The organism is Acetobacter pomorum (genome assembly GCF_002738225.1).
Taxonomy (GTDB): Bacteria; Pseudomonadota; Alphaproteobacteria; order Acetobacterales; family Acetobacteraceae; genus Acetobacter; species Acetobacter pomorum.
In genome coordinates this window covers 58,651-84,754 of record NZ_PEBQ01000087.1, presented here as the reverse complement: position 1 = coordinate 84,754, position 26,104 = coordinate 58,651, and the positions used below count along the sequence as shown (strand labels likewise).

The 26,104-nt window shown below is 49.6% G+C and carries 23 protein-coding genes and 1 tRNA gene; 9 read left to right on the top strand and 15 right to left on the bottom strand.

The features are described 5' to 3' along the window. Together CSR02_RS05810 and CSR02_RS05805 are read right to left on the bottom strand one after the other, a co-directional pair. A partial coding sequence (locus CSR02_RS05810; protein ID WP_143225546.1) for a glycosyltransferase family protein occupies positions 1 to 839 on the bottom strand: 839 nt, incomplete at its 3' end. Positions 840 to 1,185: 346 nt separating this feature from the next. Continuing rightward, on the bottom strand, positions 1,186 to 3,702 hold the full coding sequence (locus tag CSR02_RS05805; protein WP_306417266.1) for a glycosyltransferase: 2,517 nt from the start codon (positions 3,700 to 3,702) through the stop codon (positions 1,186 to 1,188). Here CSR02_RS05805 and CSR02_RS16990 point away from each other — a divergent pair. The 4 genes from CSR02_RS16990 (at position 3,688) to CSR02_RS05795 (ending at position 9,074) form a co-directional block, all read left to right on the top strand. Continuing rightward, entirely contained in the window at positions 3,688 to 3,831 is a 144-nt protein-coding gene (locus tag CSR02_RS16990; RefSeq protein ID WP_244176812.1) for a hypothetical protein, read from the top strand. The two genes, CSR02_RS05805 and CSR02_RS16990, sit on opposite strands and share 15 nt — an antisense overlap. A 337-nt stretch (positions 3,832 to 4,168) precedes the next feature. Continuing rightward, on the top strand, positions 4,169 to 4,396 hold the full coding sequence (locus tag CSR02_RS16985; RefSeq protein ID WP_244176810.1) for a hypothetical protein: 228 nt from the start codon (positions 4,169 to 4,171) through the stop codon (positions 4,394 to 4,396). Between the two features lie 307 nt (positions 4,397 to 4,703). After that, on the top strand, positions 4,704 to 6,125 hold the full coding sequence (locus CSR02_RS05800) for a beta strand repeat-containing protein (RefSeq protein WP_099540890.1): 1,422 nt from the start codon (positions 4,704 to 4,706) through the stop codon (positions 6,123 to 6,125). A 129-nt stretch (positions 6,126 to 6,254) separates the two neighbouring features. Next, on the top strand, positions 6,255 to 9,074 hold the full coding sequence (locus tag CSR02_RS05795) for a glycosyltransferase (protein ID WP_099540889.1): 2,820 nt from the start codon (positions 6,255 to 6,257) through the stop codon (positions 9,072 to 9,074). Here CSR02_RS05795 and CSR02_RS05790 read toward each other — a convergent pair. Beyond that, positions 9,071 to 10,033: a rhamnan synthesis F family protein gene (locus CSR02_RS05790; RefSeq protein ID WP_099540888.1), complete on the bottom strand. Its 963-nt coding sequence runs from the start codon at positions 10,031 to 10,033 to the stop codon at positions 9,071 to 9,073. The two genes, CSR02_RS05795 and CSR02_RS05790, sit on opposite strands and share 4 nt — an antisense overlap. Before the next feature lie 111 nt (positions 10,034 to 10,144). Here CSR02_RS05790 and CSR02_RS05785 point away from each other — a divergent pair, with 111 nt between their 5' ends. Next, complete coding sequence (locus tag CSR02_RS05785) at positions 10,145 to 10,414, top strand: HU family DNA-binding protein (RefSeq protein WP_042786416.1); 270 nt, start codon at positions 10,145 to 10,147, stop codon at positions 10,412 to 10,414. Positions 10,415 to 10,486: 72 nt separating this feature from the next. Here the strand turns inward: CSR02_RS05785 and CSR02_RS05780 are convergent, their stop codons facing one another. The 6 genes from CSR02_RS05780 to CSR02_RS05755 form a co-directional block, all read right to left on the bottom strand. Next, complete coding sequence (locus tag CSR02_RS05780; RefSeq protein WP_099540887.1) at positions 10,487 to 11,767, bottom strand: MFS transporter; 1,281 nt, start codon at positions 11,765 to 11,767, stop codon at positions 10,487 to 10,489. A gap of 255 nt (positions 11,768 to 12,022) precedes the next feature. Beyond that, positions 12,023 to 12,097: transfer RNA gene (locus tag CSR02_RS05775), tRNA-Gln, on the bottom strand. An 87-nt stretch (positions 12,098 to 12,184) separates the two neighbouring features. Next, positions 12,185 to 12,826 carry a TetR family transcriptional regulator gene (locus tag CSR02_RS05770; protein WP_042786418.1) on the bottom strand — a complete coding sequence of 214 codons (642 nt, stop codon included), beginning with the start codon at positions 12,824 to 12,826 and terminating at the stop codon, positions 12,185 to 12,187. Positions 12,827 to 12,880: 54 nt separating this feature from the next. Then, the gene (gene proC / locus CSR02_RS05765; protein ID WP_099540886.1) at positions 12,881 to 13,702 is read right to left on the bottom strand and encodes a pyrroline-5-carboxylate reductase; all 822 of its coding nucleotides are present in this window, start codon (positions 13,700 to 13,702) and stop codon (positions 12,881 to 12,883) included. After that, a complete protein-coding gene (locus CSR02_RS05760; protein WP_042786420.1) occupies positions 13,702 to 14,202 on the bottom strand; it encodes a type III secretion system chaperone family protein in 501 nt (166 codons plus the stop codon). The genes proC and CSR02_RS05760 overlap by 1 nt, the downstream gene beginning before the upstream one ends. Positions 14,203 to 14,256: 54 nt before the next feature. Next, positions 14,257 to 14,559: an accessory factor UbiK family protein gene (locus CSR02_RS05755; protein WP_042786421.1), complete on the bottom strand. Its 303-nt coding sequence runs from the start codon at positions 14,557 to 14,559 to the stop codon at positions 14,257 to 14,259. 282 nt (positions 14,560 to 14,841) lie between these two features. Here CSR02_RS05755 and CSR02_RS16535 point away from each other — a divergent pair, with 282 nt between their 5' ends. Both CSR02_RS16535 and CSR02_RS05750 read left to right on the top strand, forming a co-directional pair. After that, positions 14,842 to 15,012, top strand: coding sequence for a hypothetical protein (locus tag CSR02_RS16535; RefSeq protein ID WP_167384100.1), 171 nt, complete (start codon positions 14,842 to 14,844; stop codon positions 15,010 to 15,012). Next, a complete protein-coding gene (locus tag CSR02_RS05750; protein ID WP_099540885.1) occupies positions 15,009 to 15,914 on the top strand; it encodes a DnaJ C-terminal domain-containing protein in 906 nt (301 codons plus the stop codon). Before CSR02_RS16535 ends, CSR02_RS05750 begins: the two co-directional genes overlap by 4 nt. A 64-nt stretch (positions 15,915 to 15,978) precedes the next feature. Here the strand turns inward: CSR02_RS05750 and CSR02_RS05745 are convergent, their stop codons facing one another. Then, positions 15,979 to 16,392: a hypothetical protein gene (locus tag CSR02_RS05745; protein ID WP_099540884.1), complete on the bottom strand. Its 414-nt coding sequence runs from the start codon at positions 16,390 to 16,392 to the stop codon at positions 15,979 to 15,981. Between the two features lie 168 nt (positions 16,393 to 16,560). On the opposite strand from CSR02_RS05745, the gene CSR02_RS16530 reads away from it, so the two are divergent. Then, positions 16,561 to 16,725: a hypothetical protein gene (locus CSR02_RS16530; protein ID WP_167384099.1), complete on the top strand. Its 165-nt coding sequence runs from the start codon at positions 16,561 to 16,563 to the stop codon at positions 16,723 to 16,725. Positions 16,726 to 16,757: 32 nt separating this feature from the next. On the opposite strand, the gene CSR02_RS05740 is transcribed toward CSR02_RS16530, so the two are convergent. The 5 genes from CSR02_RS05740 to CSR02_RS05720 form a co-directional block, all read right to left on the bottom strand. Further along, on the bottom strand, positions 16,758 to 17,510 hold the full coding sequence (locus tag CSR02_RS05740) for a 2OG-Fe dioxygenase family protein (RefSeq protein WP_099540883.1): 753 nt from the start codon (positions 17,508 to 17,510) through the stop codon (positions 16,758 to 16,760). Further along, positions 17,503 to 20,052 carry a mechanosensitive ion channel family protein gene (locus tag CSR02_RS05735; protein ID WP_099540882.1) on the bottom strand — a complete coding sequence of 850 codons (2,550 nt, stop codon included), beginning with the start codon at positions 20,050 to 20,052 and terminating at the stop codon, positions 17,503 to 17,505. Before CSR02_RS05735 ends, CSR02_RS05740 begins: the two co-directional genes overlap by 8 nt. Positions 20,053 to 20,197: 145 nt before the next feature. Continuing rightward, complete coding sequence (locus CSR02_RS05730; RefSeq protein WP_042786425.1) at positions 20,198 to 20,827, bottom strand: RDD family protein; 630 nt, start codon at positions 20,825 to 20,827, stop codon at positions 20,198 to 20,200. Between the two features lie 53 nt (positions 20,828 to 20,880). After that, the gene (gene argJ, locus CSR02_RS05725; protein ID WP_099540881.1) at positions 20,881 to 22,125 is read right to left on the bottom strand and encodes a bifunctional glutamate N-acetyltransferase/amino-acid acetyltransferase ArgJ; all 1,245 of its coding nucleotides are present in this window, start codon (positions 22,123 to 22,125) and stop codon (positions 20,881 to 20,883) included. A gap of 76 nt (positions 22,126 to 22,201) precedes the next feature. Then, on the bottom strand, positions 22,202 to 23,128 hold the full coding sequence (locus tag CSR02_RS05720; RefSeq protein ID WP_099540894.1) for a peptidylprolyl isomerase: 927 nt from the start codon (positions 23,126 to 23,128) through the stop codon (positions 22,202 to 22,204). A 226-nt stretch (positions 23,129 to 23,354) separates the two neighbouring features. Here CSR02_RS05720 and secA point away from each other — a divergent pair, with 226 nt between their 5' ends. Further along, positions 23,355 to 26,078, top strand: coding sequence for a preprotein translocase subunit SecA (secA, locus tag CSR02_RS05715; protein ID WP_099540880.1), 2,724 nt, complete (start codon positions 23,355 to 23,357; stop codon positions 26,076 to 26,078). Positions 26,079 to 26,104: the final 26 nt, after the last annotated feature.

Sequence of the window (26,104 nt, the reverse complement as noted above, 5' to 3'; positions counted from 1 at the left end):
ATAAAAATAGATTCAAACCCAAGGGAAAGGTAATGAGCTATCCATTCAATAATATAGATACCTTCATTTCTGGCTGTGGTTACCACACAGCAGGATTTGTTTGGAGAGATGGCTGCTCGTGCAAAATGCAACAAATATTCAGTTATTGATATGCCCGGGTTAAATTTACTATATTTTACAATCCAATCAAGATCTCGACCGATTACTCTGTAATTACGGGTAGGCCGTCCGCTTGAGTTCCAATTAAACAAGTCGAGTAATTTTTCGTATATTTTATCATTGTATTTAAATAAATTCTTAATGGTTTTAATGTTATCATGAGAATGAATGAGATTTTTACAAAAACGTTCCAAATGCTCTTTTTGCATAGAGCTTAGTATCGCTGAAACAACTATATTAATTTCTAATGCTGATAGGTTCGCACAAAATTTTGAATCTCCTTTTATAATTTCAAAAATATCTTTTCCATCAAAAATATAATTATCATTATTGATGGTAATTTCCTTTGTTACAGTATTTTCAGAGAATATAAATTCTTCCCATAACTTTGGATTGTCTCTCGTTCCAACTGAACCGTTCGGTTCTGAGCAAAGAAATCTTTTTGTTTTATAATCTACAATGTATTTATGTGAGTTTTCTTCCAATATAGTCACAAAATGACCGCAAGATTTTACGCCACCATTATATAATGAGAATTCTCCAAGGAAATCATAGCTGCATAGTATGTAAATATCTCCAAATTTTATAAGAGATATATGATTTTTTGCATTTTCAGAAACAGTTAATGTATGATCTTTTCCTATAGATAATTCCATATTTCTATAATCTAAGATACTCATTTTATTTTCCTATACAGCATTTTAAAGTTTCTTAAATATTAGCGTAAACTATTATTGGCTGCAATATGTGAGGATCTGTTAGAAACAGGCGTATTTACGTCATGATTACCCCATTAAAGGAGTATAATGGGGGTGATCGTCCGAACGTAAATAGGATTATTTATGCGATCTGTAATGACGTATAATGGAAATGTGCATTTAAAGGGGTAAGGATCATACAAAGTTTGGGATGGTGTAGAATTCTAGAAATGGAGCTCTACCTTTGTATGTTTGGTATATTAGGTTAAGCACCCAAGCCCATAAACAGTATGTCTGTCTGTGGGCTTGGCGTTATTATTCTGTATATTTAGTCTGTAGAAATTTCGCGTTGTTTGGCGTTTTTCTGCACAAGCCGAATCCACGGGTGGCGTTCTTCCACCAATGAAACCACGCGCTGTTTGTGTGCCATTTTTTCTGTAACATTATTGGTCATGGATGTTTGGTGCACACGATATTCCGCTAGCACTTCCGGTACATGCGTGCCGCGTAACCCGTATTCTGCCAGAGTGCACCAGAGGTCATAATCCTCCCAGCCCATTGCATCTCGGTTGACGTAATAGCCTCCTGCAGCAGCCCATGCCCATTTTGCTACTAAAGCCATGGCATCAATATAATTTCCTGCCACCAGTTGCATAGGGCGGAAGGGTTCCTTGCCTAATGTTGGGTGTTGGGCTGGGTCTCCAAATTGCTGGATGATGGGGTAAGCATAGGCTGTCAGATCATCCGTGGCTTTTAAAAGTGTTTCACATGCATGGGGCAAAAGCCGGTTATCTGCATCTAATGGCAGGAAGAAAGGTGTTTCTGCATAAGCAACGCCACAGTTACGCGCTCCCCCCAGGCCTGCATTGATGCTGGTTTGTAGCAGAATAAGGCGGTTAAAGCGTGCCGTCTGCTTTTGCATCCAGTTTTTGATCTGATTGACGGAATCATCTCTGGAGCCGTCATCTACAACAATAAGATCAAGAACGGGAATTGTCTGGAGCTTTACCGATTCAAGAGCTTCGAGAATGAAACTCTCATAATTATAAGAGGTAATAATAACAGTAATATTTGCTTCTTCTAAGGCATCATACTGGAATAGCACGTTATAATCAGGAATATTTGGGAGATTTCTGGCAAGATATTTCCCGCGGGCAATCTGTATTTCTGCGGCTTGGGCTGCCTGTTTTTCGCCTTTTAGGCTTTCCATAATGGTGCCTAAAAGCATTGCCTGTCTCTGCGGGCCAAAGTGCCACAAGGCCGTATGATATGCATCTCGCGCCATGCGGGCACGTAAATCCGGTTTTTCAATAAGCGTGCGGAGTGCAGTTTCCCATTCTTCAGATGAGGTGGCGAATAAACCGGTCCGACCATTTTCTACGCACTGGAGGAATGGGGCTGTGGGAGAAAGAATAGAGGGCACACCAGCCAAAGCGGCTTCAAAAAATTTCAGTTCGCTTTTGGCATTGCAAAATGGATTCTGAATTTCCAACGGTGCAATTGAAATATCAAACCGGGCCAGTTCTGTGGGGAGGGCAGAAAGGCTGCACATATCTCGCCATTCAATCTGATCGCGAACAGCTTCAAGTTCTGGAAATTCATTCATAAGCAGAACCGGGCGATGGTTGCCGGATTCCCGAAACAATACCAGGCGCAGGTTTGGTTTTTCTTGCAATAAACGGGCCAGAATACCACTGACCTGCGCAAAATCTTTTTGGTGTGTGCGTGATCCTGTTGCATAGCCAATACGGATAATGTGCTCAGCAGGATTAAGCTGACGCATACGATAGGCTTTGCGGCTAAGAGTCAGACAATCTGCATCATATGTATTGGGCACAGTATAAGTAACGGGCTGATAAACGCGCATGGCATCAGCCAAGGTATCTGTTGGCGCAAAACCAATATCTGAGCGCAAAAGGGTGCGCTGCATATCTGTAAAAACAGTTTCAATACGTTCTTCCGTCGCACCAATACTGCGTATGCCATCAATAATGTCCATGCGCGCAAGGCCAGGGATAAAGGTGAGATCATCTGTGTCAAAAATGATGTGAATATTCTGTTCTCGTGCCAGGCGAAGCATGATGTCCACATGTCCGCTGAATTCTACACGCCATAAAACCATAACGTCAGCCCAGTTAATGTCATCAGGGCCAACGTTTGCGCAGCGTTTCCATTGTGCCGGAAAACCGGCCCGGGTACAGGCCGCCGCGTTGCGGATACAGCGATAATTTACACCCGGAGAATCCGGTTCACCCGCAACAAAAAGGATATTGAGGCTGGCTGGCTGGAGTGGTTGGGCAAGGGCCGGAACTGAAGCAGATTGCGGGATTGTGGGAATGGCAAGAGGAGCGAGTGTGGCGGAGTTGAACAATACAGGGGATGGTGCAGGCGGAAGTTGGGGAAACGATTCTACCTGTGGCGGCTGGGGGAGGTCTGGCACATAAGGAATAACCACGCCTTTTATCAAAGCGCGGGCAATAGAGCGCAGCGTACCGGAAGGGGTTGAAAGATAGGTTTTAAGGGCTTCCTGTGCTTCGCTTCGATCAAGAACTTCTTGTGCAAATCGACTCCACAGATCATGGATTTTTTGAGAATAAGATAAACAAACTTCCTTTAATGATTCTGTATACGCATTTATGTTTGAACTATAAGAAGATAAAATATCAGTTTGTTTTTGGTATATTTCTTCTCTTTGTCGAACTGTATCTGCAAAATGATTTAAAATATTGGTTATTTCTTGTTTTTCTTGAATGAGATCTTGTTCGCGTTTTTGAGTTTGTTGAAGTGTTTTTTGTAGCGATTCGATTTTCTGGCTGCTCAAGTCATTTTCATGATGGGTCAGCATATGCTGGGAGAAAATGTTGCTGCGTGTCTGTACCAGATCCTGTTTGAGCGTATCTATTTGAGCATCTGCCTTAGCCAGAAGTGCTTTATCGAACCAGAAATTCCCAGCGAAGGCGAATCGCTCGCGTAACAGGGTTTTAGTGGTTCTGTCTATGTCCGATAGTTGCGAATCCGAGGTGAGTAATGGAAATAGGCAGGCAATATCTGTTGTAGACAGAATGCCGAGACCTTTCCCTTGAGGAAATGCAAAGGCTGGAAAGCGAGAAGCAAGAAATTCCCATGCCTCTGCGCGAGGTGAGTCTTTTATACCTTCCAGTAAAAGAAGAGTGTTTGCTGGAGCGGAGTTCAATAATTTGTGAATGGTTTCTGCCGAAGTCCACATTTTGGCGGCGATATAAACGGCTTGATGAGATATTTTGACCAGAGAAGGAAGTTCTGTCTGAATGGTTAGCTGAAAAGATGAGGGTTTGATTTTTAAAGTAAATTTTAATGTCTCCTGGACAGAAAAACTGCTTCCAGACAATATTATTCCAGTAAAAAAACCAGATTTCATGACCCATGCTAGAAATGGGATGTTTTCGCACCCAGATGTACTGCTTTCAATCAGCACGGTTGGTGCAAAAAGTGGAGAATCTTCTGGTGACAGGAGAGATTCTAGAAGGGGAGAATGCGATACAGGCATGAGTCCGGTATAATTCCAGTTGGTGCGATGGAAAATCACAAACAATATTTAGTTGATATTCTATACAGTTGTGCAGGTAATTTATGAATGTTTGTCATCATAAATTAGAGTGTTTTTTATTTTATCGGCAAAAGAAATCTCTTACAGTCATAATCGTTGGCGATGCAGTGCTAATGCCAACAGTTAAGGCGTTTATAACGCCAATAAGATGCTTGCTTTTCATGTAGTATTTTGCGAAGCAAGAATTGATAAAAGAAGTTGCCGTAGGCGGGTTGGAATTTCTGGCTGGCGCGGCAAGTTGAAAAGAAAAGGACGGATACATGCCGATTATCACGGTTGTCGGTGCGTCCGGTAATGTTCAGGTTACCGTAGACGGCGCCCAGAATTCGGCCCTGTACAACCAGGCCACCGATCTGTCGAACAAGCTGAGCTCAGCCATTAGTGGGCTGACGGCTCAGAATATTGCTCCTGGAGCAACAGACTTCGGGACAGGTAACCAGGCAGGCTATGGGGTAATCACTGCTCCTGGTTCTTATCAGGTTTCTGGCAATGCTCAGTTCCTGGGTATTGGTTCTGATGCCAGCACGCAGCCCGGTGTAGGCCTTGATGGCTGGGTTAATGTCAATGCGGCTGGTGTCACTGCTTCCAGCATGACAGTTATCGGTGGTTCTAACACGGGTATTGCTTTCAGCGCTGGCGACCAGAGCGGCACATTCCTTGCCGGGTCCGGTGATAACGTGTTTGTAGGCAATAGCCTGCCTACAGCTGGTAACTGGAACATTCTGAGCGGTGGTGGTGATGACACGGTTGTGAGTGGGGCTGGTAACAACACCATTTCTGCTGGCACAGGCCATAACACCATAGATCTGGGTTCGGGCATGAATTATGTTCATTCCGATGGGCAGGATACCATTACAGCAACAGCTGGCCGTCAGAGCGTAACTCTGTCTGGCAGTAGCTCTACAGTTAATCTGTCTGATAACTCTCTGGTTGTTGACGCCAGTGGTAATCAGCATATCACGGTTGGTGGTGCTTCCACTGTTACCGGTGGTTCTCTGGATTACATTAACATGTCCGGGGCTACCGGCACAGTTGAAGGCGGCCAGAACACCACGATTTCCGCTGCTCATGGTGATCTGCAGACAGAAAACACGGATTCTGCATCGATCAGTGCTGCCAACAACCTCACCTTTATCGGTGGCACGGGCGAAACCACCATTACGGCTGGTCACGCTACGATCTTTGGTTCCAATGGGCTGGATGTTCACGTGAACGCAAGCCAGCAGGGTACCATTGATGGCGCTGGCGCGAACAATCTGTTTGTTGCAAACGATGGTAACGAAACGCTGGATGGTGCATCTTCTGCATTTGGTTTCCAGGCATTCGGTAACAACGCGGGCACCACAGGCACCCAGACCTTTGTTGGCGGCACGGCTTCCGATACGCTGGTTGCTGGTGTAGGCAACGCCACCCTGGAAGGTGGTAGCGGTGCAGCTAACGTGTTTGGCTTCCGTAACAGCATTGCTGGTGCAGATTACACCATTCAGGACTTTGGTAGTGCTGCTGGTAACTCTGTGCTGCTGGTTGATTACGATTACACCAAGGCTTCTTTCCAGACTGAAGTTCTGGATAAGGCAACCACCAGCGGTAACAACACCACAATTACTCTGTCTGACCACAGCCAGATTACATTTGTGAATGTTTCTAACCTGAACGAAAACCAGTTTTCTGGTTTGAAGTAAGTCTTTAAATTAGATTTACGTTCTCGTTTAAAGGGAAGCCGGGCCTTGTGGTCCGGCTTTTCTTTTTGTGGGAGGTTGTATAAAAAGATAAGGAAAATTTTTTAAAGTATAGTGAAAGAACAAAAACCTATGGCGTATTCTGAGCAGCCGAGTGACACGCCTAAGCAGCAACACTCCACTGCAGATGCTCTTACCGCCAGTTATCAGGCCAGCATGCGTATTCAGGCCATGCGAATGGATGGTGTTGCTCATGAAGCTACCCACCTTCGGCACGAACTTTCACAATTACAACATCAGCTTGGTATCTGGCAGCATACGTTATCCTGGCGCCTTACGGCCCCATTAAGGTTGGTGCGGCATTTAAGCAAAGGGCAGTTGCCAACAGGTCGAAAAATCTCAGATGTCTATCATAGGGTTCATGAGATTTATGAAAATGAAGGTCTGGGCGGAGTGCGGTTTCGTATCTCGCGCCGCTTGGCTCATTCTTCTGTTGGGCGTGTGGCAGAGCGTATATTTGAGCGTAAATCCGCTCAAACAACGGCATCCAATGCTGCTATGGGTAAAGGAAACTCGGGTTCTTTAACGTATAAGGAAAAAATAAATCAGGTTTACTTAGAAAAAGTAGATCATGAACGGTTAAAAGATTTAACGCCGCGAATCTTGATTATTGCGGAACTCTCATTACGCCAATGTGCCAAATATCGTGTTTGGCAAAAAGAAGAGCAATTGCGTTCTTTGGGGTGGTTGGTTGAGGTTGTTGACTGGCGCGAAACAGAGCAGGCTCTTTCTGCTCTCCAAGTGTGCACAGACGTAATTTTTTATCGTGTTCCGGCTTTTCCGGCCGTAGAAATACTTCTTGAAGAAACAAAAAGGTTGGAGCTTTCCCCTTGGTGGGAAGTGGATGATCTTATTTTTTCTGCTGAAGATTATAAGCAGAACGGCAATTTGGCTTCTTTGGATAAGCAGGAGCAGGAAGAACTTCTGTTCGGTGTGCGGCTATTTCGTAAATGTCTCCTGTCTTGCGATAAAGCCATTGCATCTACGCGTGTGTTGGCACAAGCAATGCAAAAAGCCGGTGTTCAACAGACTGTTGTTATAGAAAATGCTCTAGATCAGCAGACACTGGATGTTGTTGCGCGTATTCGCCAAGAGGGTGTGCCCCAACATGATACGCAGCGTGAAATCCGTATTGTTTATGGGTCTGGCACACGCACGCATGATGCAGATTTCAGATTGGCGGCACCGGGTATTCTTGCTGCCATGCAGGCAGAGCCACGTTTAACACTTCATATTATTGGAGATCTGACCCTACCTTCAGAGTTTGATGAATTGGGTGCGCGTGTGCAAACGCAAACGGGGCTGGATTATGCCGCCTATATGCAATTGTTAGCACAGGCAGATATGACGATTGCACCATTAGAGCCAACAATTTTCAACGATGCCAAAAGTAATATCAAGTTTCTGGAAGCCGCTGTTCTCAGCTTGCCAGTAGTTTGCTCCCCGCGTGATGCGTTTATGCAGGTTGTGCAAAATGGCAAAAATGGGCTGGTTGCGCAAACAGATGCAGAATGGCGCGATGCCATTTTAAAACTGGCAGCAGATGAGACACTACGGAAAACAATTGGCCAGCAGGCCCGTAACGATGTTCTGGATCGGTATAGTCCTGAAGCGATTGTAAAAAATCAGGTTTTGCCAGTTTTCGGAAAACCGGAAGTTCAGCAGACATCAGAATTACGCATTTTATGTGCGAATATTTATTATCAACCACGGTCATTTGGTGGTGCAACATTTGTTGCTGAGGAAATGACACGCCATTTGCAACAGCAGAAAAATACGAAAGTTGCAGTGTTTACATCACGCCCAGCTTTGGTTGGGCGTGGTAAAGCCAGTATTCGCTACTGTGTGGAAAATACAGATATTCTGGGCGTTAAAACGCCACCCGATCATGATTCGGTCGCTGGGTTGGATAATGCTGAGGCAACACAGGCTTTTAGGGATTGGGTAGAGGCGTTTCGTCCTTCCGTGGTCCATTTTCACGCAACGCAGGGGCTTGGGTTAGGCTGCGTGAGAGTCTGTATGGAAAAAAACATCCCTTACGTTATTACACTCCATGATGCGTGGTGGTTGTGTGAGCGGCAATTCATGGTGAAAGCAGATGGACATTACTGCTTTCAGGAAAAAATCAATCTGCATACGTGTCAACTTTGTGTGCCGCACGCACGGCATCTGGCGGAACGTCAGGTATTGATGACAACCGCTATGCAGCATGCTGCACTGTTATTAACGCCAAGTGCTGAACACCGTGCTCTTTTTATTGCAAATGGTATTTCTGCAGATCGCATTCGGGTCAACCGTAATGGATTTTTGTGGCCCCAAACGCCTCATATATCACGGAAATCAGGTGAAAAACTGCGCTTTGGCTACGTTGGTGGCACAGAAGAAATAAAAGGATACTCTTTAGTAAAGCGTGCTTTTGAAGCGTTGAAACGTGATGACTGGGAGCTGGTTATTGTTGATAACAAGCTGAATCTGGGCATCAAATCTGTTTATACGGGCGCGTGGAAAACAAAAGGGCATGTTTCTACCATTCCTGCTTATACGCGTGAAACAATAGATAGTTTTTTCAATAGTATTGATGTGCTGCTCTTTCCGTCACAATGGAAAGAAAGTTATGGTCTGACCGTACGTGAAGCCTTGGCGCGTGATGTCTGGGTGATTTCTACTGCGCCAGGTGGACAGGCAGAAGATATAGAAGACGGGGTAAACGGCACCCTTATTCCTATAGATGGCAGGCCAGAAACATTGCGGATGGCCGTGGAAAATCTTCTAGACACGCCAGAATTTTTACAGGGTTATACAAACCCTCATAAAGCCAGCCTTGCCACGTTTGAACAGCAGAGCGCAGAGTTGGGGAAATGGCTTCAGGAAGTGGCTTTGCGACCGGCTTAATGTGCTGAATGTCTGGTGTGCCGTCTGGTTTTCCAGAGCAGGGTGTCTGTTGTACTGATCAATCTATAAAGCATCCGCCCCTTTGCTGTGGTGGCCGCCGGGGTAGGTCTGGGGTCATGTTGGGTAAGGCTATCTGCAATCCATTGTGGGTTAAAGTTGGATGTTGGCGGAATAACATCTGGCCATTGGTGCAGGTTGGGAATGGCAAAGCTGTTGTTCCGTAACAGTTCGCGTTTGATAAAAGGCACTTGTCCGGATGCGGCAAGAGAATACCAATGCGTATGCATAGGATTGGTGGGCAGAAAGCGGGCAAGGGGTGCATGTAAGTCACTCCATGCGGCTTGAAGTGGAATGCCGGCTTCTTGCAGGGCAATGGATAGCCCAAGTTCACCATGCCAGATAATTTCGTTTCTGCTCATGTGCTCAAAGGGCAGGGAAAAAACCCGTTGGACCGGGGCTGTCTGTAAAGTTTTTTGGGAAAGTCCAATAAACCACGATTGCAGATGAGGGGTAACAAGGCGCGATGCAACAAGGCCCCATGCAGGGAAAGTATATGCGCGGGCGTGTACCAGCACAGTAGCTAGAGGGCTGAATGGCCCAAAGACACTATCATTCGCTAAAAGGACATAAGGTGCATGAACTGCAACGTTTTTTTGGAACAAAAAACGCCATGCACCAAAGTCCATTCCCCCATTGGGGCGCTGCCAAAAGTGAATATTATTCTTTTTACAGAAAAAAATGGTTTCTTTATCTGCCGGGGTATCACCAGAAAGAACCAGATGGAGAATAAAACCGCAATCCAGGATATTTTTAAGGTAAAACTGAGTGAAAGGCGGCAAAATACCATTGGGTGCATAGGCGGCAAAAAAACATACAGACCCTGCGGGTAAACCTGTGTCTGAAAAGTCACATAGCCCGTTTTTGCTGACAGGATCGGGAGAATTTAAAAGAAGCTGCATTTTTTAAGTTGGTTTTTTCATAAAAATGTGACTACAAGCCCTTAAAGCATGGGCATGATAGCCAAATAATTCTTGTGCATACAGTTCTGTCTGAAAGGGAGCCATTACCTCATGAGCAAGGCCTTTATTGCAGCAGTGATCCAGGACTCGATCAACTGCACCGGCGTTGCCGCCAATCAGGCAGCGAATGACCTTATTGATGCGATTGTAGAAGAGTTGAAGCATGAAGGTGGCTTTACACTTCCTTCTTTTGGCACGTTTACAGTCCGCAAAACCAAGGCCCGCAAGGCTTTGAACCCCCGCACGGGAGAGCAGGTGAAGGTCAAAGCTGGCAAAACAGTACGCTTTAAAGCAAGCCCCAACCTGAAGAAGGCTGTTTAAGCCAACACGCTTGCGTAGCGGAAGATGTTGGGAAAGAACCTTACGGACCCTGTTCCGTAAGGTTCTTTTTTATCAGGAATCTTCAGGTGTAATGTCTTCCAGCCTGTCCAGCTTACGTAGGCCGGGAAACAGCAACATCCAAATACCACTAATGCACAATGTGCCAATTCCTCCCAGCACAACTGCTGGAATCGGGCCAATGGCGGAAGCAAGCATTCCGCTTTCAAATTCTCCCAACTGGTTGGATGAACCAATAAACAACATGTTGACGGCAGAAACGCGCCCACGCATTTCATCTGGCGTGCCAAGCTGAACCAGTGCCCCGCGCACCATCACGCTAATCACATCGGCTCCTCCCAATATGGCCAACATGATGACGGAAACAGCAATGGAGCGGGAAAAGCCAAAGGCAATGGTTGCAAATCCAAAAATGGCAACGTCCGTAAACATCCATAACCCAGCATGTCGCCCTAGTGGGTGACGGGCCAGAATAGCGGCTACCAATAAAGCACCAATGCCAGGTGCTGCCCGAAGCAAACCTAACCCCCATGGCCCTGCATGTAATATGTCATTGGCAAAAATAGGGAGCATGGCTGTAGCGCCCCCCAATAGAACAGCAAACAGATCCAGAGAAATGGCCCCAAGCATGGTGGGTTTGCGGCGCAGAAATGCAATGCCACCAAAAACCGCGGCCAATGTGGCTGGTTGTTTGGCCCGCGTTGGAAACTGCAATTTCATGGAATAAGTACAAAACGCAGCAATGGCAAAGCTGAGCGCACAAAGCGCATAACATACGCCAGCCCCCAAGCCATATAGCAGCCCCCCTAAAGAAGGCCCTGCGATACATGCAACCTGAAACAAGGAGGAGGAAAGTGCCGCAGCACGTGGAAACAGCGCAGGAGGAACCAAAGATGGTAGAAACGTTTGCTGTGCCGGTGCCTCAAAGGCACGGCATATTCCAAATACCACTACCAATCCGTAAATCATAAGAGATGTCAGGTGGTGCGAGAAGGATGCATAGGCCATGAACATTGTTGCCAGTGCTTCCACCACTTGGCACGAAATAACAATGCGCTGCCTATTATGCTGGTCTGCTGCATGGCCTGCAGGAAATATGAACAGCACCATAGGCAGAAATTGTGCCAACCCCACCAAGCCCAATGCGGCTGCGCTGTGTGTAAGGGCGTAAATCTGCCACCCTACAGCTACGGCCTGCACCTGAGATGCAAAAGCAGAAAGTGTTCTGCCACCCAAAACGGCAGGAATACCCTGCTGTTTCAAAAGCGAGGGAGGCGGCTCGGAAGAATTTGTCATGAGAATGCAGGTCGCCTGACAGAGCAAAGGAAAACGCATAAAGGCGCCTTCTATCAGAGATGGAAATATCTCGTAACGTCAAGAGTGAGTGTAAGGATCAGAAAATAGGATTCTTATGGGTTTGTCAGGTAAGTGAGAGGTCATTATAAATATACTCACTTCCATATATTGGAATAAATGCGCAGAATATAAAGTATTTATATATGTTTATTTAGGGTAAATATTTTTAAGTGTAATGATTCTTAATGTTCTGCGTAAGAAAGAAATATTTACATTGAGAAGGCTTGTGAGTTTTGGCTGGGGCGGGAGGATTCGAACCTCCGCATGGCGGAATCAAAATCCGCTGCCTTACCGCTTGGCTACGCCCCATTAGCATTAAGCTGCCAACGCTGCCCTTTTAGGGCAAACTGGCAGCTTTCGTAAAGTGTGTTTTTTAGATCTTTGCAATAAGAGAAATCAGCCGGGTTCAGAAAAGCTCGAATCAGTTGTGGGTAGGGCGTCAAGGTCAGGAAGATCTTCATCCAGAGTCGTCGCCTCATCTCCCGCAGGAAAAAGGCCAAAACGTGCAGCTTTGTCCAGAGCCTGATCCAAGGCGGCCATTGTGCTGCCCATATCGGGGCTATCGTCTTTTTCCCATGCGCGTAGGGTGTGCGTCCATACGCCCACAATCATGTTTACCCGTACAAACCCGCCCAGTCCGTTGGCATTAATGCCCGCTGCGTCTGCCATCCAGCGCATGCTTTCCAACGTGGCACCACCCAGAATAACAGCCAAAGGTGGGTCCATAGGCAGACTCCGCAGAACAGATCCCAAGCCATCGCGATATTGTTGAAACACATCTAGCCGACGCATTAACAAGTCAAACAAGCGTTCACGTGTGTTGCCGCTTACAGTGTCATCAGCCAGAGCTACATCATCTGCCATACGCCCAAGGCGCAACAAGATAGAGGCCTTGAGCGGAAAACGCTGCCGTGCCTCGCGCAGCGAAAGACCAGCATCTCGCGCAGCATCCAATACGGAAATGCTGGACCAGCCCCGTTCTGCAGCCAGTGTTAGAGCGGATGAAACCAGTGCGGCGTCAAAATCGTCGTTGTCCATTTAAAAACCTGCGGGGTAAGAAAAAAATATAATCAATAAACATAAAGGCAAAAATCAGGATGCAAGTTCCTTGGCACGATTAACCGCAGCAGAAATGGCGGTTGATACGGCTTGGGGCCATGCATCAGAAGCCATCAGAACTTTCAATGCTGCTTCTGTTGTGCCGCCAGGGCTTGTGACGTTCCTGCGTAATTCTGCGGCATCTGTAGGGAGCTGATGCAGCATTTGTCCTGCGCCATAAATGGTGCCGCGTGCCAGCGTACGCGCTGTTTTTGCATCCAGCCCCTGTTCTACACCTGCCTGTTCCAGAAGCTCTGCCAGAAGGAAAACATAGGCTGGCCCACTGCCAGAAATGGCGGCAACGGAATCAATCAGCCCTTCCTGTGCAACCCATACGGTTTCACCAACGGCGCTCAAGAGCTGTTCGCACTGCTTTTTCTGTTTTTCAGATGCTTCAGGCGGTGCGTAAAGCCCGCTCATACCAGCACCCAGTGCAGAAGGCGTATTGGGCATGCTTCTGATAATAATCGGAGAAGCCGCGGCATGTCCTACCCGGTAAGCCTTTAACAGGCTGGCAATTGTGCGGCCAGCCATAACAGAAAGAAGTGTCGCGTTGGGGAAGCGTGGCGCCAGTTCTGCCAGAACACCGTTGGCTTTTTGGGGTTTGACCGCCAGAAGAATAACATCGGGCTTAAACTCTGCCGGAATGGCATCCAAGGTGCGCACGACGCGATGGGGTGCGGGAAGTTCTGGCAAGTGTCGATCCATGATGACGGAAGGGGCCAGCCCATGTGCCAGCCAGCCTTCCAACATGGCGCCACCCATTTTGCCGCAACCCACCAGAAGGATTGAGGGTAGGAGAGGGGATTTTGTCATTATGCTTCTCCCTGACAATCAATCATGGCTGTGGCGAGCGCTGTTTTTGCATCCAGCCCCGTATGCAGAAAAAAGCGAAAAGCGGGGTAAAAGCGCTCGCATTCAGCCAATGCAATATCAATCATATCTTCAAATACATCGGTAACGGCAGGTGTGCCGCGTAGCAGCAGTGCATGGCGAAAGAGCAAAACACCATCTTCCGTGTCCAGGCTGAAGTGCCCCACCCATATCTGCTCATTTGCCAGGCCGATGAGTTCATACAGATTGGCATGTTGGGTGGGGGCAGCTTTTAGGTCAAAAGCGCAGGTAAACAGAATGGCGCCCAGTTCGGCAGACCATGAAAAAAACAGCCCATAATCACACCAGCGGGAGGGCGCTTCTGCTGCCATTTCCGTTGGGGTGCACCGTTCAAATGTCCATCCATGCCCACCTATAACCTGTTCCATCAGATCAAGCGGGTTGGTGAGCATGGAGGATGCTTCGGAGGTTATTGCTGGCATGGGGAGCTCCGTGCCTGCGGAAAGGCAGAAAATATAGTGAGGGAAGGCGCGGCGTCAGCCGTGGTGCTGGTGCCCATGTTCGTTATGATTATGGGCCAGTTTGTGTTCCAACGCTGTAACGCGTTCTTCCAATGCGGCAAGGCGGCGTTCTGCTTCTTCCTGACCAATACGGGCCTGTGCGGCCAGATCACGCATGACTTCAAATTCTTCACGCCGCACAACCTGCAAGCCTGTCAGCACTTCATCCACGCGGCTGCGGACAATGGCGTGAATTTCTTCGCGCACGCCTGTCAGAGCGGAAAAAGCTCCACCGGCCACGCCGGCAAGATCATCAAAAAAGCGCGGTTTATCAGCCATGGCCGGTATCTCCACTATTCTGGTTTAGCAGCATAATTTCAGGCAAAATCTGCCTGTGCCGTTATCTTACATTCTGGGCTTTATAAAGAGTATGGGCGGCATATGCCACGCCTTACTTTTAATGGTTGCGGGATATATGGGCATCAGCCATTCATATGGTGCTGGGCATCCATTGACCGCGCTCGCCACCATTCCCATTATTATAAGTAATGTAATGAAAAAGCTGGAGGTTGGCGCATACTCATTTTTGCGCGCCCTTCACGCACATAGAGAAGGTGATTTATGAACAATTTAACAGCGGAGGCCTATTTAAAACCGCGCTTGGAAGCTTTTGTAAAAGAGGCAGAACAGGCTGGATATGCGCGGGATGTTGTTATTGCTCTGCTTATAAGCCTGCTGGATACGGATGACTTTTCTGCTCCCATCACGGCTGGGCAGGGAGGTGCCGCATGAGCGTGCGTGATCCGTATGATGTTCTGGGCATTTCCAAAAGTGCCAGTCAAGATGACATTCGTAAAGCCTATCGCAAATTAGCCAAAAAATATCATCCGGATCTGAACCCGGATGACAAAAAGGCTGAAGAAGAATTCAAGGCCGTCAATCAGGCCAATGATTTGCTGTCAGACCCAGAAAAACGTGCACGTTTTGACCGGGGTGAAATTGATGCTGCCGGGCAGGAACGGCATCCCGGTTTTGGCGGCGGTAGTGGTGGATTTAATGATTTTGGCGGTGCAGGAGGCTTCCGCCATGCTGGTGGTGCAGGCGGCTTTACGGAAGAAGATCTGAGCGATCTGTTCGGGGGTATGTTTGGCGGTGGCGCGCGTGCGCGGCGTTCTGGCCCACGTAAAGGGGCAGATCGTTCCTATACGCTCAAGGTCAGTTTTCTGGATGCTGTAAACGGCGGCAAGTCTCGTATTACTTTGCCAGAAGGCAGCACGTTGAATGTGACAATCCCACCAGGGATTGAGGACGGTAAAGTGCTGCGTCTGCGTGGCAAAGGGGCCCCCGGTGTGCAGGGTGGGCCAGATGGAGATGCGCTGATTACCGTAACCGTAATGCCCAACCCCACATATACGCGGGAAGGGAATGATCTGCGGGAAAATCTGGATGTCGATCTTAAAACTGCCGTACTGGGTGGGCCAATTATGGTGCCAACCCCAACGGGAACAGTGAAGATGAATGTGCCAGCAGGTTCAGATACCGGTACGGTATTGCGGTTGCGTGGCAAAGGTGTACAGGCACATGGTTCTCGCCCGGCAGGCAATTTGTATGTGACGCTGCAAGTGAAAATCGGCAAGGCGGATGAGGCTTTGCAGGAATTTCTCAAAACCTGGAAACCTGCGGACGAAAAGTAAAGCTGGTCGGCACAATCTTCCCCGCTCATGATAAGCGAGCGGGGAAGATGTGAAAGTTCAGATGTCAGCCATCGTCGCGGTAAAGCGGGATTTCCATTTTATGCCCGTCTTTTTTAACAAGAACCAACTGGGCGGCATTTTCTGAAATCCGTGTAAGCGTTGCTGTCACGTCTTCCTGCTGTCCTTCCCATACGGTGTTGGATTTGCGGGCCAGAGCAAAGTGGTTCTGTTTGACAGCTTTGCTGATGTTATCTGGCACCACTACAATTAGGCGCGCGGCCGGGCCAACAGCCCGGTTACCCATAATGGTAATGGGCTCCATCACCATTGTTACGGCCCATTTACCCATAAAACTTGCGATTGAATAAGGTTGGCTAGGCCCAGCATTTTCTGTCGCGGCAGGCTTTGGAGGAGTTTGCGCAAACACAGGGGAGACAAGGAGGCTGGTGGCAAGCAATGCCGAAGCGATCTGTTTCAAGTCTGAAACTCCAAATGAATTTCTTCTTATGTGAACCCGCGGCAGGGGGTGCGTCCACCCCAATTTGGGAATGGGACAAAATCAGGCAGATCTTGACGAAAGAGGTAATCATCGCCAGATAAGTATGAACAACAATTCAGCATTGCATAAAACGAAGAGGATACAGGTATGAGCGAAGCAGAACAGCAAAGCAGCGTTGTTTCTTCTGCTTCTGCAGCAACAACATATAATACCATTTCCTTTAAAGAATGCTGCCAGATGGCCGGGGCAATGTTTTTTGTATTTGCCTGTCTGGCACTTGGCTTACACGCAATTTATTACGCCGGGTATTAACAAAAAGGCCGGATACCCGGCCTTTTTTATGGTTATTCGTGGCGAAGCGTTACAACCAACACATCACGATACGCGGGTAAGGTTGGATCTACCGGCTGTACGGGGGTGACCCCGTGATATACACGGCTATCATTTACAAAGGCCGTATCCAGAGGGTTGGTGAGCGTAAAGCTCCCGACGCGCTGTTTGTTAAGATCGTGGATGGATGTTTCTCCGCAGGCAATATTTTCTCTGCACACCATCACAACACATACCCAATCCACACCATCTCGGTGCAAGCCTTCCGGGGTAGGTTGCCCGGCAGAATTCTGGCTTGCTTCAATACGGAACTGGTGAATTTCTGCATGCCATGCCAAGGGGCGCTGTTTGGCTGGTGTCATATCTACAGCCAGCCGATGCATCAGTTTTAGAATGGCCAGCAATGCAGGGTTTTCGCCAATTTCTGGCAATACCGGCTGAAACCAGCGTTCAATGCCGCCATTAAGTGTGTTGTAATCGCGGCTCTGATAATGGGGCTGATGCGGTTTACGCAGGATTTCCTGATCAGAAAGTGAGAACGTGGCATAGCGGCGGCGGCGATACCGCCCACCGTCCGCCATATATTTGTCACACCCCAAATGATTCCAGCTTGCTGCAAACGCATTCCAGTCAGCCAGCCCAAAATCTTGCAGAATAGGGCGCATTTTGGCGGCTTGCAGAAAGGCAAAGCCCTTCTGCGCCAATGGCTTTTCAATACATTCAAGCAAGACAGGATTGCTTGAAAGGTTCAACCCAGATTCAGGCATGAGGCGGTTCTTTTGCTTCAGGGGATGTTGGTGGAGCAGGAGGTTGAGCACTTTCCTCCTGCTGAATCTGGGCCGCGCGCTGGTTGATTTTCTCAAGCAGTTCCGGCGGCATTGTGTCCATAGCCAGATGTACCGGTGTGCCAGGGGGCGTCGTATAGTAAGATGTTGGGGTATAGAACTTCACGCCCTGTGCAGCCATACGGTTTGCAATGCGCCGGTAAAACTCACGCTGCACTTTCCATTTCATCATCGGTGCCGTTTTGATGGAACCCACCAGTATGGCGCCATTTCCGTCCGAGTTATCGACACCCAGATCAACATAGTCAGACAAGATAATGTTCTTGAAAGCATCTTCCTTGCGCATTTCCTGAACAGTGTCTTGCATGATTTTGGCAACGCGCTCGCTGCTTTCACTCAAATCCACCGTTTGATGCACAATAACCTGGTTAAACCCACGCGCTGTATTGGCAATGGATGTTACGGACGAGAAGGGAATGATGTGTAAGTCACCATCTACCGAGCGCACACGCAATGTGCGGATGGAAAGATGCTCAACAATACCGGCAATCCCACCTGTGGTTACCCAGTCCCCCACCTGAATGGCATCTTCTGCCAGCATGAAGAAGCCCGTGATAACGTCTTTAACCAAGCTCTGCGAACCAAAGGAAAGACCAACACCCAAAATACCAGCACCCGTAAGCAGGGGCGTAACGTTAATACCAATCTGGGACAAAGTGGTAACCGTTACAAAAATGATGATCACAGCCAGCAGCACGGTACGAATAATGGGGAGCACGGTGCGCAGGCGTGCTGCGCGTGCAGCCTGTGCGCTGGATGTGTAGCGGGTAATCTGTTTTTCCAGCAGGCCGTTCACCACTTCCCATGCAACCGCGGCAACAGTCATGCCGATAAGCAGGCAGATGGCAGCGCCAATCAACCGTTGACCCAAAGCAGAGCTGAAGAAGAACCTGAAGCTGGGAATGCTCCAGCTTTGTGCCAGACACACACCCGTAATAAAAATAATTGCAATGGTGATAATCCGGCGCACGAACGGATAATAGAAATCCGCACGTTTTTGCATGCCGGGGTAACTGGCTTCTAATGTGGGGCTGATTCGGAACAGCTTGTCCTGCAACCCATATGCCAGCAGAGCAATAACGCGGGAGAGAACCAGGCAGAGGAACGTGAGCAGCGTGCCGCGCAAGATCCACTGATATCCACCTTTAAGATGGGCTGCCCACACAAACCACAAAGCCATGTCCAGAAACATGACAGGCACCCACCACACATGTGCAAGCGTGCCAGCAAAGGCCCAGAGAGCATTTTTGCGCATGTTGGGAGACGGCTGAAGCGCACGTGCCACAATATGGCGCAAACGCCAGATAAAGGCCGCGATGATAAGATGCTGGATAAGCACCACCGCGCGCAGCATGGCATCCACACCGCGAGGGCTAAGATCAAACTCACTTCCCAAAGTGGAAAGGCAGATCACAATGGAAGGTGCCGCCACCAGTACGTTCCACCAGCGTGTTAGCAGGCGTGCGGTTCCATCTGATGCCGGAATAAGGCGGATGGCGGGAGAACGCGGAGCCAATGTTGTTTCCACAACCAGGTAAAGCCCGCGTGCAATGGCGTAGGCATTGATCAGGGTAAGAGAAACAGTGTGCGCCTGTGTTGTGGTGGTAAGAAATTCTGCACCCAGGTAGCCAACAAGCAAGCACACGCCTACAGGCAGCAGCTTTATAAGAAAATGCAGCGCATTATAAGGCACCCGGACCAGATAGCGCAGTACTTCCGTGCCGCGTCTTTGGTCATTTTCACGCGTTTGGGTTGTGTCTGCATCGTTGGTTGCTGCTGCATCGCTGCTATCAACAGCTGCGGCAGACTGCGCGGAGGCTTCCAGGCGTTGTTCGCGGGCTTCTGCATGCTGTGTTACAGAATTCAGCGGCTTGCGCATGGCAATGCTGGTGGCGCGTTCCAGCAACAGGGCAATGCCAATAATCAGTAAAGCCCGGCTAAATGCATCAATAAGTGTTTGCCGAGATGCAGGATTGCCAAATTCACTTTTAAACCAAGGGCCAACAACACTTAAGTCTTTAAAAAGACTTGTGAAATTGTCCAGATAACCGTGTAGTGAATTTTGTACGGTTTCCAGTTCGGAATGCACATCACTATCTATAACCGCGTTATCAGCTTGCGGTTTGGCAGCAGCAGGTGCGGGCGTAGGTTTGGGTGCGGCAGCAGGTGGTTGTGCGGGCGCGGCCGGCAAACCTTTGGCCATAAGGGAAAGAGTTTTGGAAAAATCTTCCCGTTTCTGCGGATCGTTCAGAACGTTCAGTAATTGCTGCGCATCCTGTTGGGTCAGGCCGTTGGCTTGAGGAACAGCCGCAGCTGTATCAGCCTGCGCAGATGCAAAGGGAAGAAGAAAACCAATTCCCAACGCAAACAGGCAAAAGAACCGACAAAGCCATGCAGCCAAAGAAGGCGAGTGCGGCGGAGGGGATGAAAAGGATAGGTTTTGATCCGGGCTATTGGCCGCCATGGGGGCGCTGCATCCTTTGCTGAATGGGTAGATATATCAGGGGCATGCAAAAACTATGCCCGATTTGCCTCTAGGGTAGGAGGCAAATCGGGCAGTATCAAGATGATGTATGCGGATAGGCGTTGTTCAGAAAGGTACAGACACGTTACTGATGCGGCTGAAAAGGAGCAACCTGCTGTGTTTCTGCCCGAATAACCAATGTTCCGGCTATCAGGTCATGTAATCCCTGTTTGCGCCGCGTAAACGCCACCATAATGACGCCAATATACAGCAGCGGAAAAGAGATGAACGCTTTGATGACAAATCGCAGAATGGCCTGAGCCAAACTGATCTGCCCGCCGGTAAGCGTGACCACTTCCAGCTTGCACACGCGTTTGCCTGGTGTGCCGCGGAGGGAGGATGCCTCAAACAATACATAATACACGGCAGGAATAAGGGCGAGTACCATACTGGCTATGGGCCACGGCCCTGTGTGAATGTGTGGGATGAGCACAGAAATATTTTCGGGCTGCACAAAGGAGGCAATATCCACCACATTCATGCTTTGCCCAGAGCCATCAATCGGCAGTTCCTGCCAGTCTATTGTGACATTTGGCGCAACAAAAAACCCTAGAATGGTTTCTATGGTGCCCAGAATAATGGCATCAATCAGAAAAGCCCATACGCGCCACCAGAAACCGGCGTAAACCCAGACAGGAGCAGGTGTGCCGGGCTGCATTCCATAAAAATCGCCAGAAGGAGCCCCCCAGCCGGGAGGCGGAGCCGAATTGGACATGAGAACCTGCTCCGCAGGAAGGAGAAAATAAACAGAAGGGCAGAAAGTGGCGTCTAACTGCGGTAAGACCCATTGATATCAATATAGCCGTGCGTCAGATCACAACTCCATGCCTGAGCAGAGCCTGTTCCTAGGCCGAGATCAACCGCAATATCAATTTCACGCCCTTTCATATGGGCGACCACAGGTGTTTCATCGTACCCATCCACAACGGTGCCATTGCGTGCAATGCAGACACCACCAATGGAGACAGAAAGCGTATCACGGTCTGCGGGTTCCCCACATTTGCCAACAGCCATAACAACGCGGCCCCAGTTGGCGTCTTCTCCGGCTACGGCGGTCTTTACCAATGGGGAATTGCCAATAGCCATGGCAACCCGCCAAGCAGACTGATCGGATACAGCACCGCTCACCTTAATGCTCATCAGCTTGGTAATGCCTTCTCCATCCCGGATAACCAGTAGGGCCAGATCGTGCAGAACGGCATTTAATGCCGTGCGGAAATCTGCCAGTTCAGGATCTGTCAGCGCATCTATAGTGGCTATATCCGGATTGTGGGCCGCTCCAGTCGCAAACAGCAGCACCATGTCTGATGTTGAGGTATCCGAATCCACTGTAATGCAGTTAAAGGTTTTCTGGATGCCAGCGCTCAGCAAGGTTTGCAGGATGGATGCTGGTAACTTGGCATCTGTTGCTACAAAGGAGAGCATGGTGGCCATGTCTGGCGCAATCATGCCGCTCCCTTTGGCAATACCCTGAATAATAACTTCCGTGCCCTTAATGATGGCCTTGCGCATGGCCGCCTTGGGGAAGGTATCGGTCGTCATGATCCCACGCGCAGCTTCTTCCCATCCGTTTTCTGAAAGGGAGGCATGTAAGGCGGGAAGGGCGGAGGTAATACGTTCGGCAGGCAGGATTTCTCCAATAACGCCCGTAGAAGCCAAATAGACGTTTTGCCCGGAACAGCCAACTAGCTTGGCAGTGGCTTCTGCTGTGGCTTCACATGTGTTGCGTCCGGCCTGTCCGGTAAAGACATTGGCGTTTCCGGCATTTACAACCAATGCACGGGCTTCGCCCTTTGGTAAAATGGCGCGGCACCAGTCCACCGGTGCGCCGGGGCATTTGGATTTGGTAAATACACCGGCAACAGTGGTGCCGGGGGCAAATTCGGCCAGAACCAGATCTGTGCGGCCCTTATAACGAATACCGGCTGCAATGGCGCCAAGGCGAATCCCACGCACAACACCAAGTTCCGGCATTGGCAGGGCCAGGGGGGAAACGGGGATTGTCTGCGCCATCTGGCGGTATCCTCAAGGGTATATATGCAAAACCTCGCCCCAGTTGTTTAGAGCGAGGTTTGCTGTGTGGTGGTTTTTATTTTTTGGGTGCAGCAGCTGATGCAGGTGCCGGAGCATCAGGTAGCGGCTTGCCTGTGTTGGGGTCAAAACGCACGATCTTCACCTGAGTGGTGGCTTTATCCACGGCTTCACGCACGTATTTCTGGATCAGAGCCTGGCGGATTTTGTCCCGCACAGCGTCCAGTGTAGGAATCGGGTCTGTACGTGTGTCCAGCACCTGAATGACATGATAGCCATACTGGCTCTTTACCGGTGTGCTGCTAATTTCACCTTTTTTCATAGCAAAGGCGGCATCAGAGAAGGCCGGGATCATGTCTGTTTTCTTGAACCAGCCCAGATCACCACCATTCTGCTGGGCGCTGCCCTTGTCGGTGGAAACTTCAGCCGCCAGCTTACCGAAGTCAGCACCTGCCTTCAGTTTCTTGATAACATCATTGGCTTCGGCTTCAGTTTTCACCAGAATATGGCGGGCATGCACTTCTTTTTCGGCGGGCTTGCCTGCGTAATTCTGATCATAATACTGTTTGATGGCATCATCATTCAGATGCGGCATAACCTGTTCAGACAGCCAGGCATTCTGCAACGCAGTGTTGGCTGCATTTGTCATCAGCTGCTGGGTTTCAGGCTTTTTATCCAGGCCTTCTTTCTGAGCGGTAATCAGAATGGCTTTCTGATCTGCTAACTGATTGACCAGCATGGGGAAAATCAGGTTCGGGGGAAGCTGGCGCATCTGTGGCGGCAGGGAGACCATGGCAGTCTGCACATCTGCCAGCGTGATTTTTTCCCCATTTACGGTGGCTACCACGGCGTTGGGGTCTGCTGGCTTTGCCGGAGCGCTTGCAGCAGCCGGGGCTGGATCTGCAGCAAAGGAGGGTGTGCAAAGGGTGGTGGTAGCAAATAACGCTGCTGCTGCCAGTCCAAACGCGTGGGGAATAAGCCGCATGTGTATTAAAACCTTTAAAGCCATTTAAACCTGTTTACCCTGTATGAAGGAGGGTTTTCCGCCCGGCAACCCCTGTTTCAATCCTGCTTCCACAGGTACGGTTGGTTGACCGCAACCCGCCCCGGTCCTATTTTGCTGGGCAAGCCAGCCATGCCAGTGTCCCTTGTTGTCTTACCATTTGGGGTAATGCAGCGGTAAGGGGCCGCATTGTTCCGGAAAGGTGTTCATGCTTTCACGCTTTGTCCGCGCCCTGTTCGGCACCGCCAACGACCGGACGCTCAAGATATTTCAACGCCGGGTGCCGGAGATCAACGCGCTTGAACCACAAGTACAGGCGTTGGATGATACCGCCCTTTCTGGCAAAACGCAGGAATTCCGGGACCGGATCGCCAAAGGCGAAAGTCTGGATGATCTGCTGCCCGAAGCTTTTGCCGTGTGCCGTGAGGCCTCGCGCAGAGTGTTGGGGATGCGGCATTTTGATGTGCAGCTTATTGGCGGCATGGTGCTTCATTCTGGCCGAATTGCAGAAATGCGCACTGGGGAAGGGAAAACCCTGGTGGCCACGCTGGCTGTGTATCTCAGCGCGTTGGCAGGTAAGGGCGTGCATGTTGTTACCGTAAACGATTATCTTGCTGCGCGTGACGCCGCAGAGATGGGCCGCCTTTATAGCTTTCTAGGTCTGACAACCGGGGTGATTGTGCCCAATTTGCCAGATGATGCACGCCGCCAAGCTTATGCCGCAGACATTACATACGGCACGAATAACGAATTCGGCTTCGATTATCTGCGCGATAATATGAAGTACCAGTTGGGTGAAATGGTGCAGCGCCCCTTCTACCACGCGATTGTGGATGAAGTGGATTCGATCCTGATTGATGAAGCTCGCACCCCACTGATTATTTCCGGCCCGGCAGAAGATAGCTCTGATCTGTACCGTGCGGTGGATACCGTGGTGGCCCAGCTTGTGCAGGATCCGGCAACTTTTGAAAAAGATGAAAAGTTCCGCACAGTTATCCTGACGGATACCGGCTCTGACCATGTAGAAAATCTGCTGCGTCAGGCTGGGGTGCTGGATGAAGGCGGGCTGTACGATCTGCATCACGTTACCGTCGTGCATCATGTGCAGCAGTCTTTGCGCGCACATACGCTGTTCTCGCGGGATGTGGATTACATTGTGCGTGATGGCAAAGTGGTGATTATTGATGAATTCACCGGCCGTATGATGGAAGGCCGCCGGTATTCCGATGGTCTGCATCAGGCGCTGGAAGCCAAGGAACACGTAGAAGTCCAGCAGGAAAACCAGACGCTGGCTTCCATCACCTTCCAGAACTATTTCCGTCTTTATCCCAAGCTTTCCGGCATGACCGGCACCGCTATGACAGAGGCGGATGAATTTGCTGAAATCTACAATCTGGATGTGGTGGCCATTCCCACTAACCGTCCGGTTGCCCGTAAGGATGAAGACGACGAGATCTATCTGACAGAGCAGGAAAAGTTTGCTGCTGTCGTCAAACTCATCCGGGATGTGCACGAACGCGGTCAGCCGATTCTGGTGGGCACTACGTCTATTGAAAAAAGTGAAGCGCTTTCAGACCTGCTGAAACGTGAAGCTATTCCACATAACGTGTTGAACGCCCGTTTCCATGAAATGGAAGCCAAGATTGTAGCACAGGCCGGTGCGCCGGGTGCCATTACCATTGCCACCAACATGGCGGGGCGTGGCACGGATATTAAGCTTGGCGGCAACGTGGAAATGCTGATCTCCCAAACCTTGGGGGATATGGAAGATTCTCCAGAGCGTGAAGCTGCTGAGAAGGAAATCCGTGACCGTGTTGCGCGGGATCATGACATCGTGCAGCAGGCTGGTGGTTTGTATGTTATCGGCACGGAACGGCATGAAAGCCGCCGTATTGATAACCAGCTGCGTGGCCGTGCAGGCCGACAGGGTGATCCCGGTAATTCCAAGTTCTTTATCTCGCTTCAAGATGACCTGATGCGTATTTTCGGTTCAGACCGCATGAGCGGAATGTTCCAGAAAATGGGCATGAAGGACGGCGAGGCCATTGTTCATCCGTGGTTGAGTAAGGCGCTGGAACGGGCACAGAGAAAAGTTGAGGCCCGCAACTTCGATATGCGCAAGAACACGCTCAAATATGATGACGTGATGAATGATCAGCGCAAGGAAGTGTATGCCCAGCGCCGCGAGTTTATGGCGACCGAGGATGTCTCTTCAATTGTGGCGGAAGCGCAGGAAGATGTTATTGACGCCATGGTGGCCCGCCGTATTCCGGAAAAATCCTTTGCGGAACAGTGGGATGTGGCTGGCCTGACGGAAGATGTGCAGAAAACCTTCGGCCTTGATCTGCCCATAGCGGCTTGGGCCAAGGAAGATGGCATGGATGCCGAGGCTGTGGCAGACCGGATCAGCCAGGCGGCCACACAGGCACAGGCTGCGCGGGCCGCCAATATTGGCCCGGATCTGATGCGCTTTATTGAAAAGCAGATTTTGCTGACAACCTATGACGCTGTGTGGAAAGAACATCTGCATGCGCTGGATCAACTGCGGCAGGGTATTGGCCTGCGTGCTTACGGTCAGAAAGATCCGCTGAACGAATATAAGCACGAAGCTTTCCAGCTCTTTACATTCATGCTGGAAGAAATGCGCCAGCGTGTGGTCGGGTTAATGGCGCGGGTGGAAGTGACGCCTCCGCAAGCTGCTGATCCATTTGCCGATACGGCAGAAATTCATGCTGATCCAGAAGTGCAGGGATATGCCTCAGAACCGGGGCCCGGTCTTTCTCCCGGTGCATCGCCGGAAATGGCCACCCCTATCGGGGGCAGCGCCATTATGCCGGATGATCCCTCAAGCTGGGGTGAAACACCTCGTAACGCGCCCTGCCCATGTGGTTCGGGCCAGAAATATAAGCATTGTCACGGGCGGCTTGTTTAAGGCCTGCCCGGCATTGTTGCAGACGA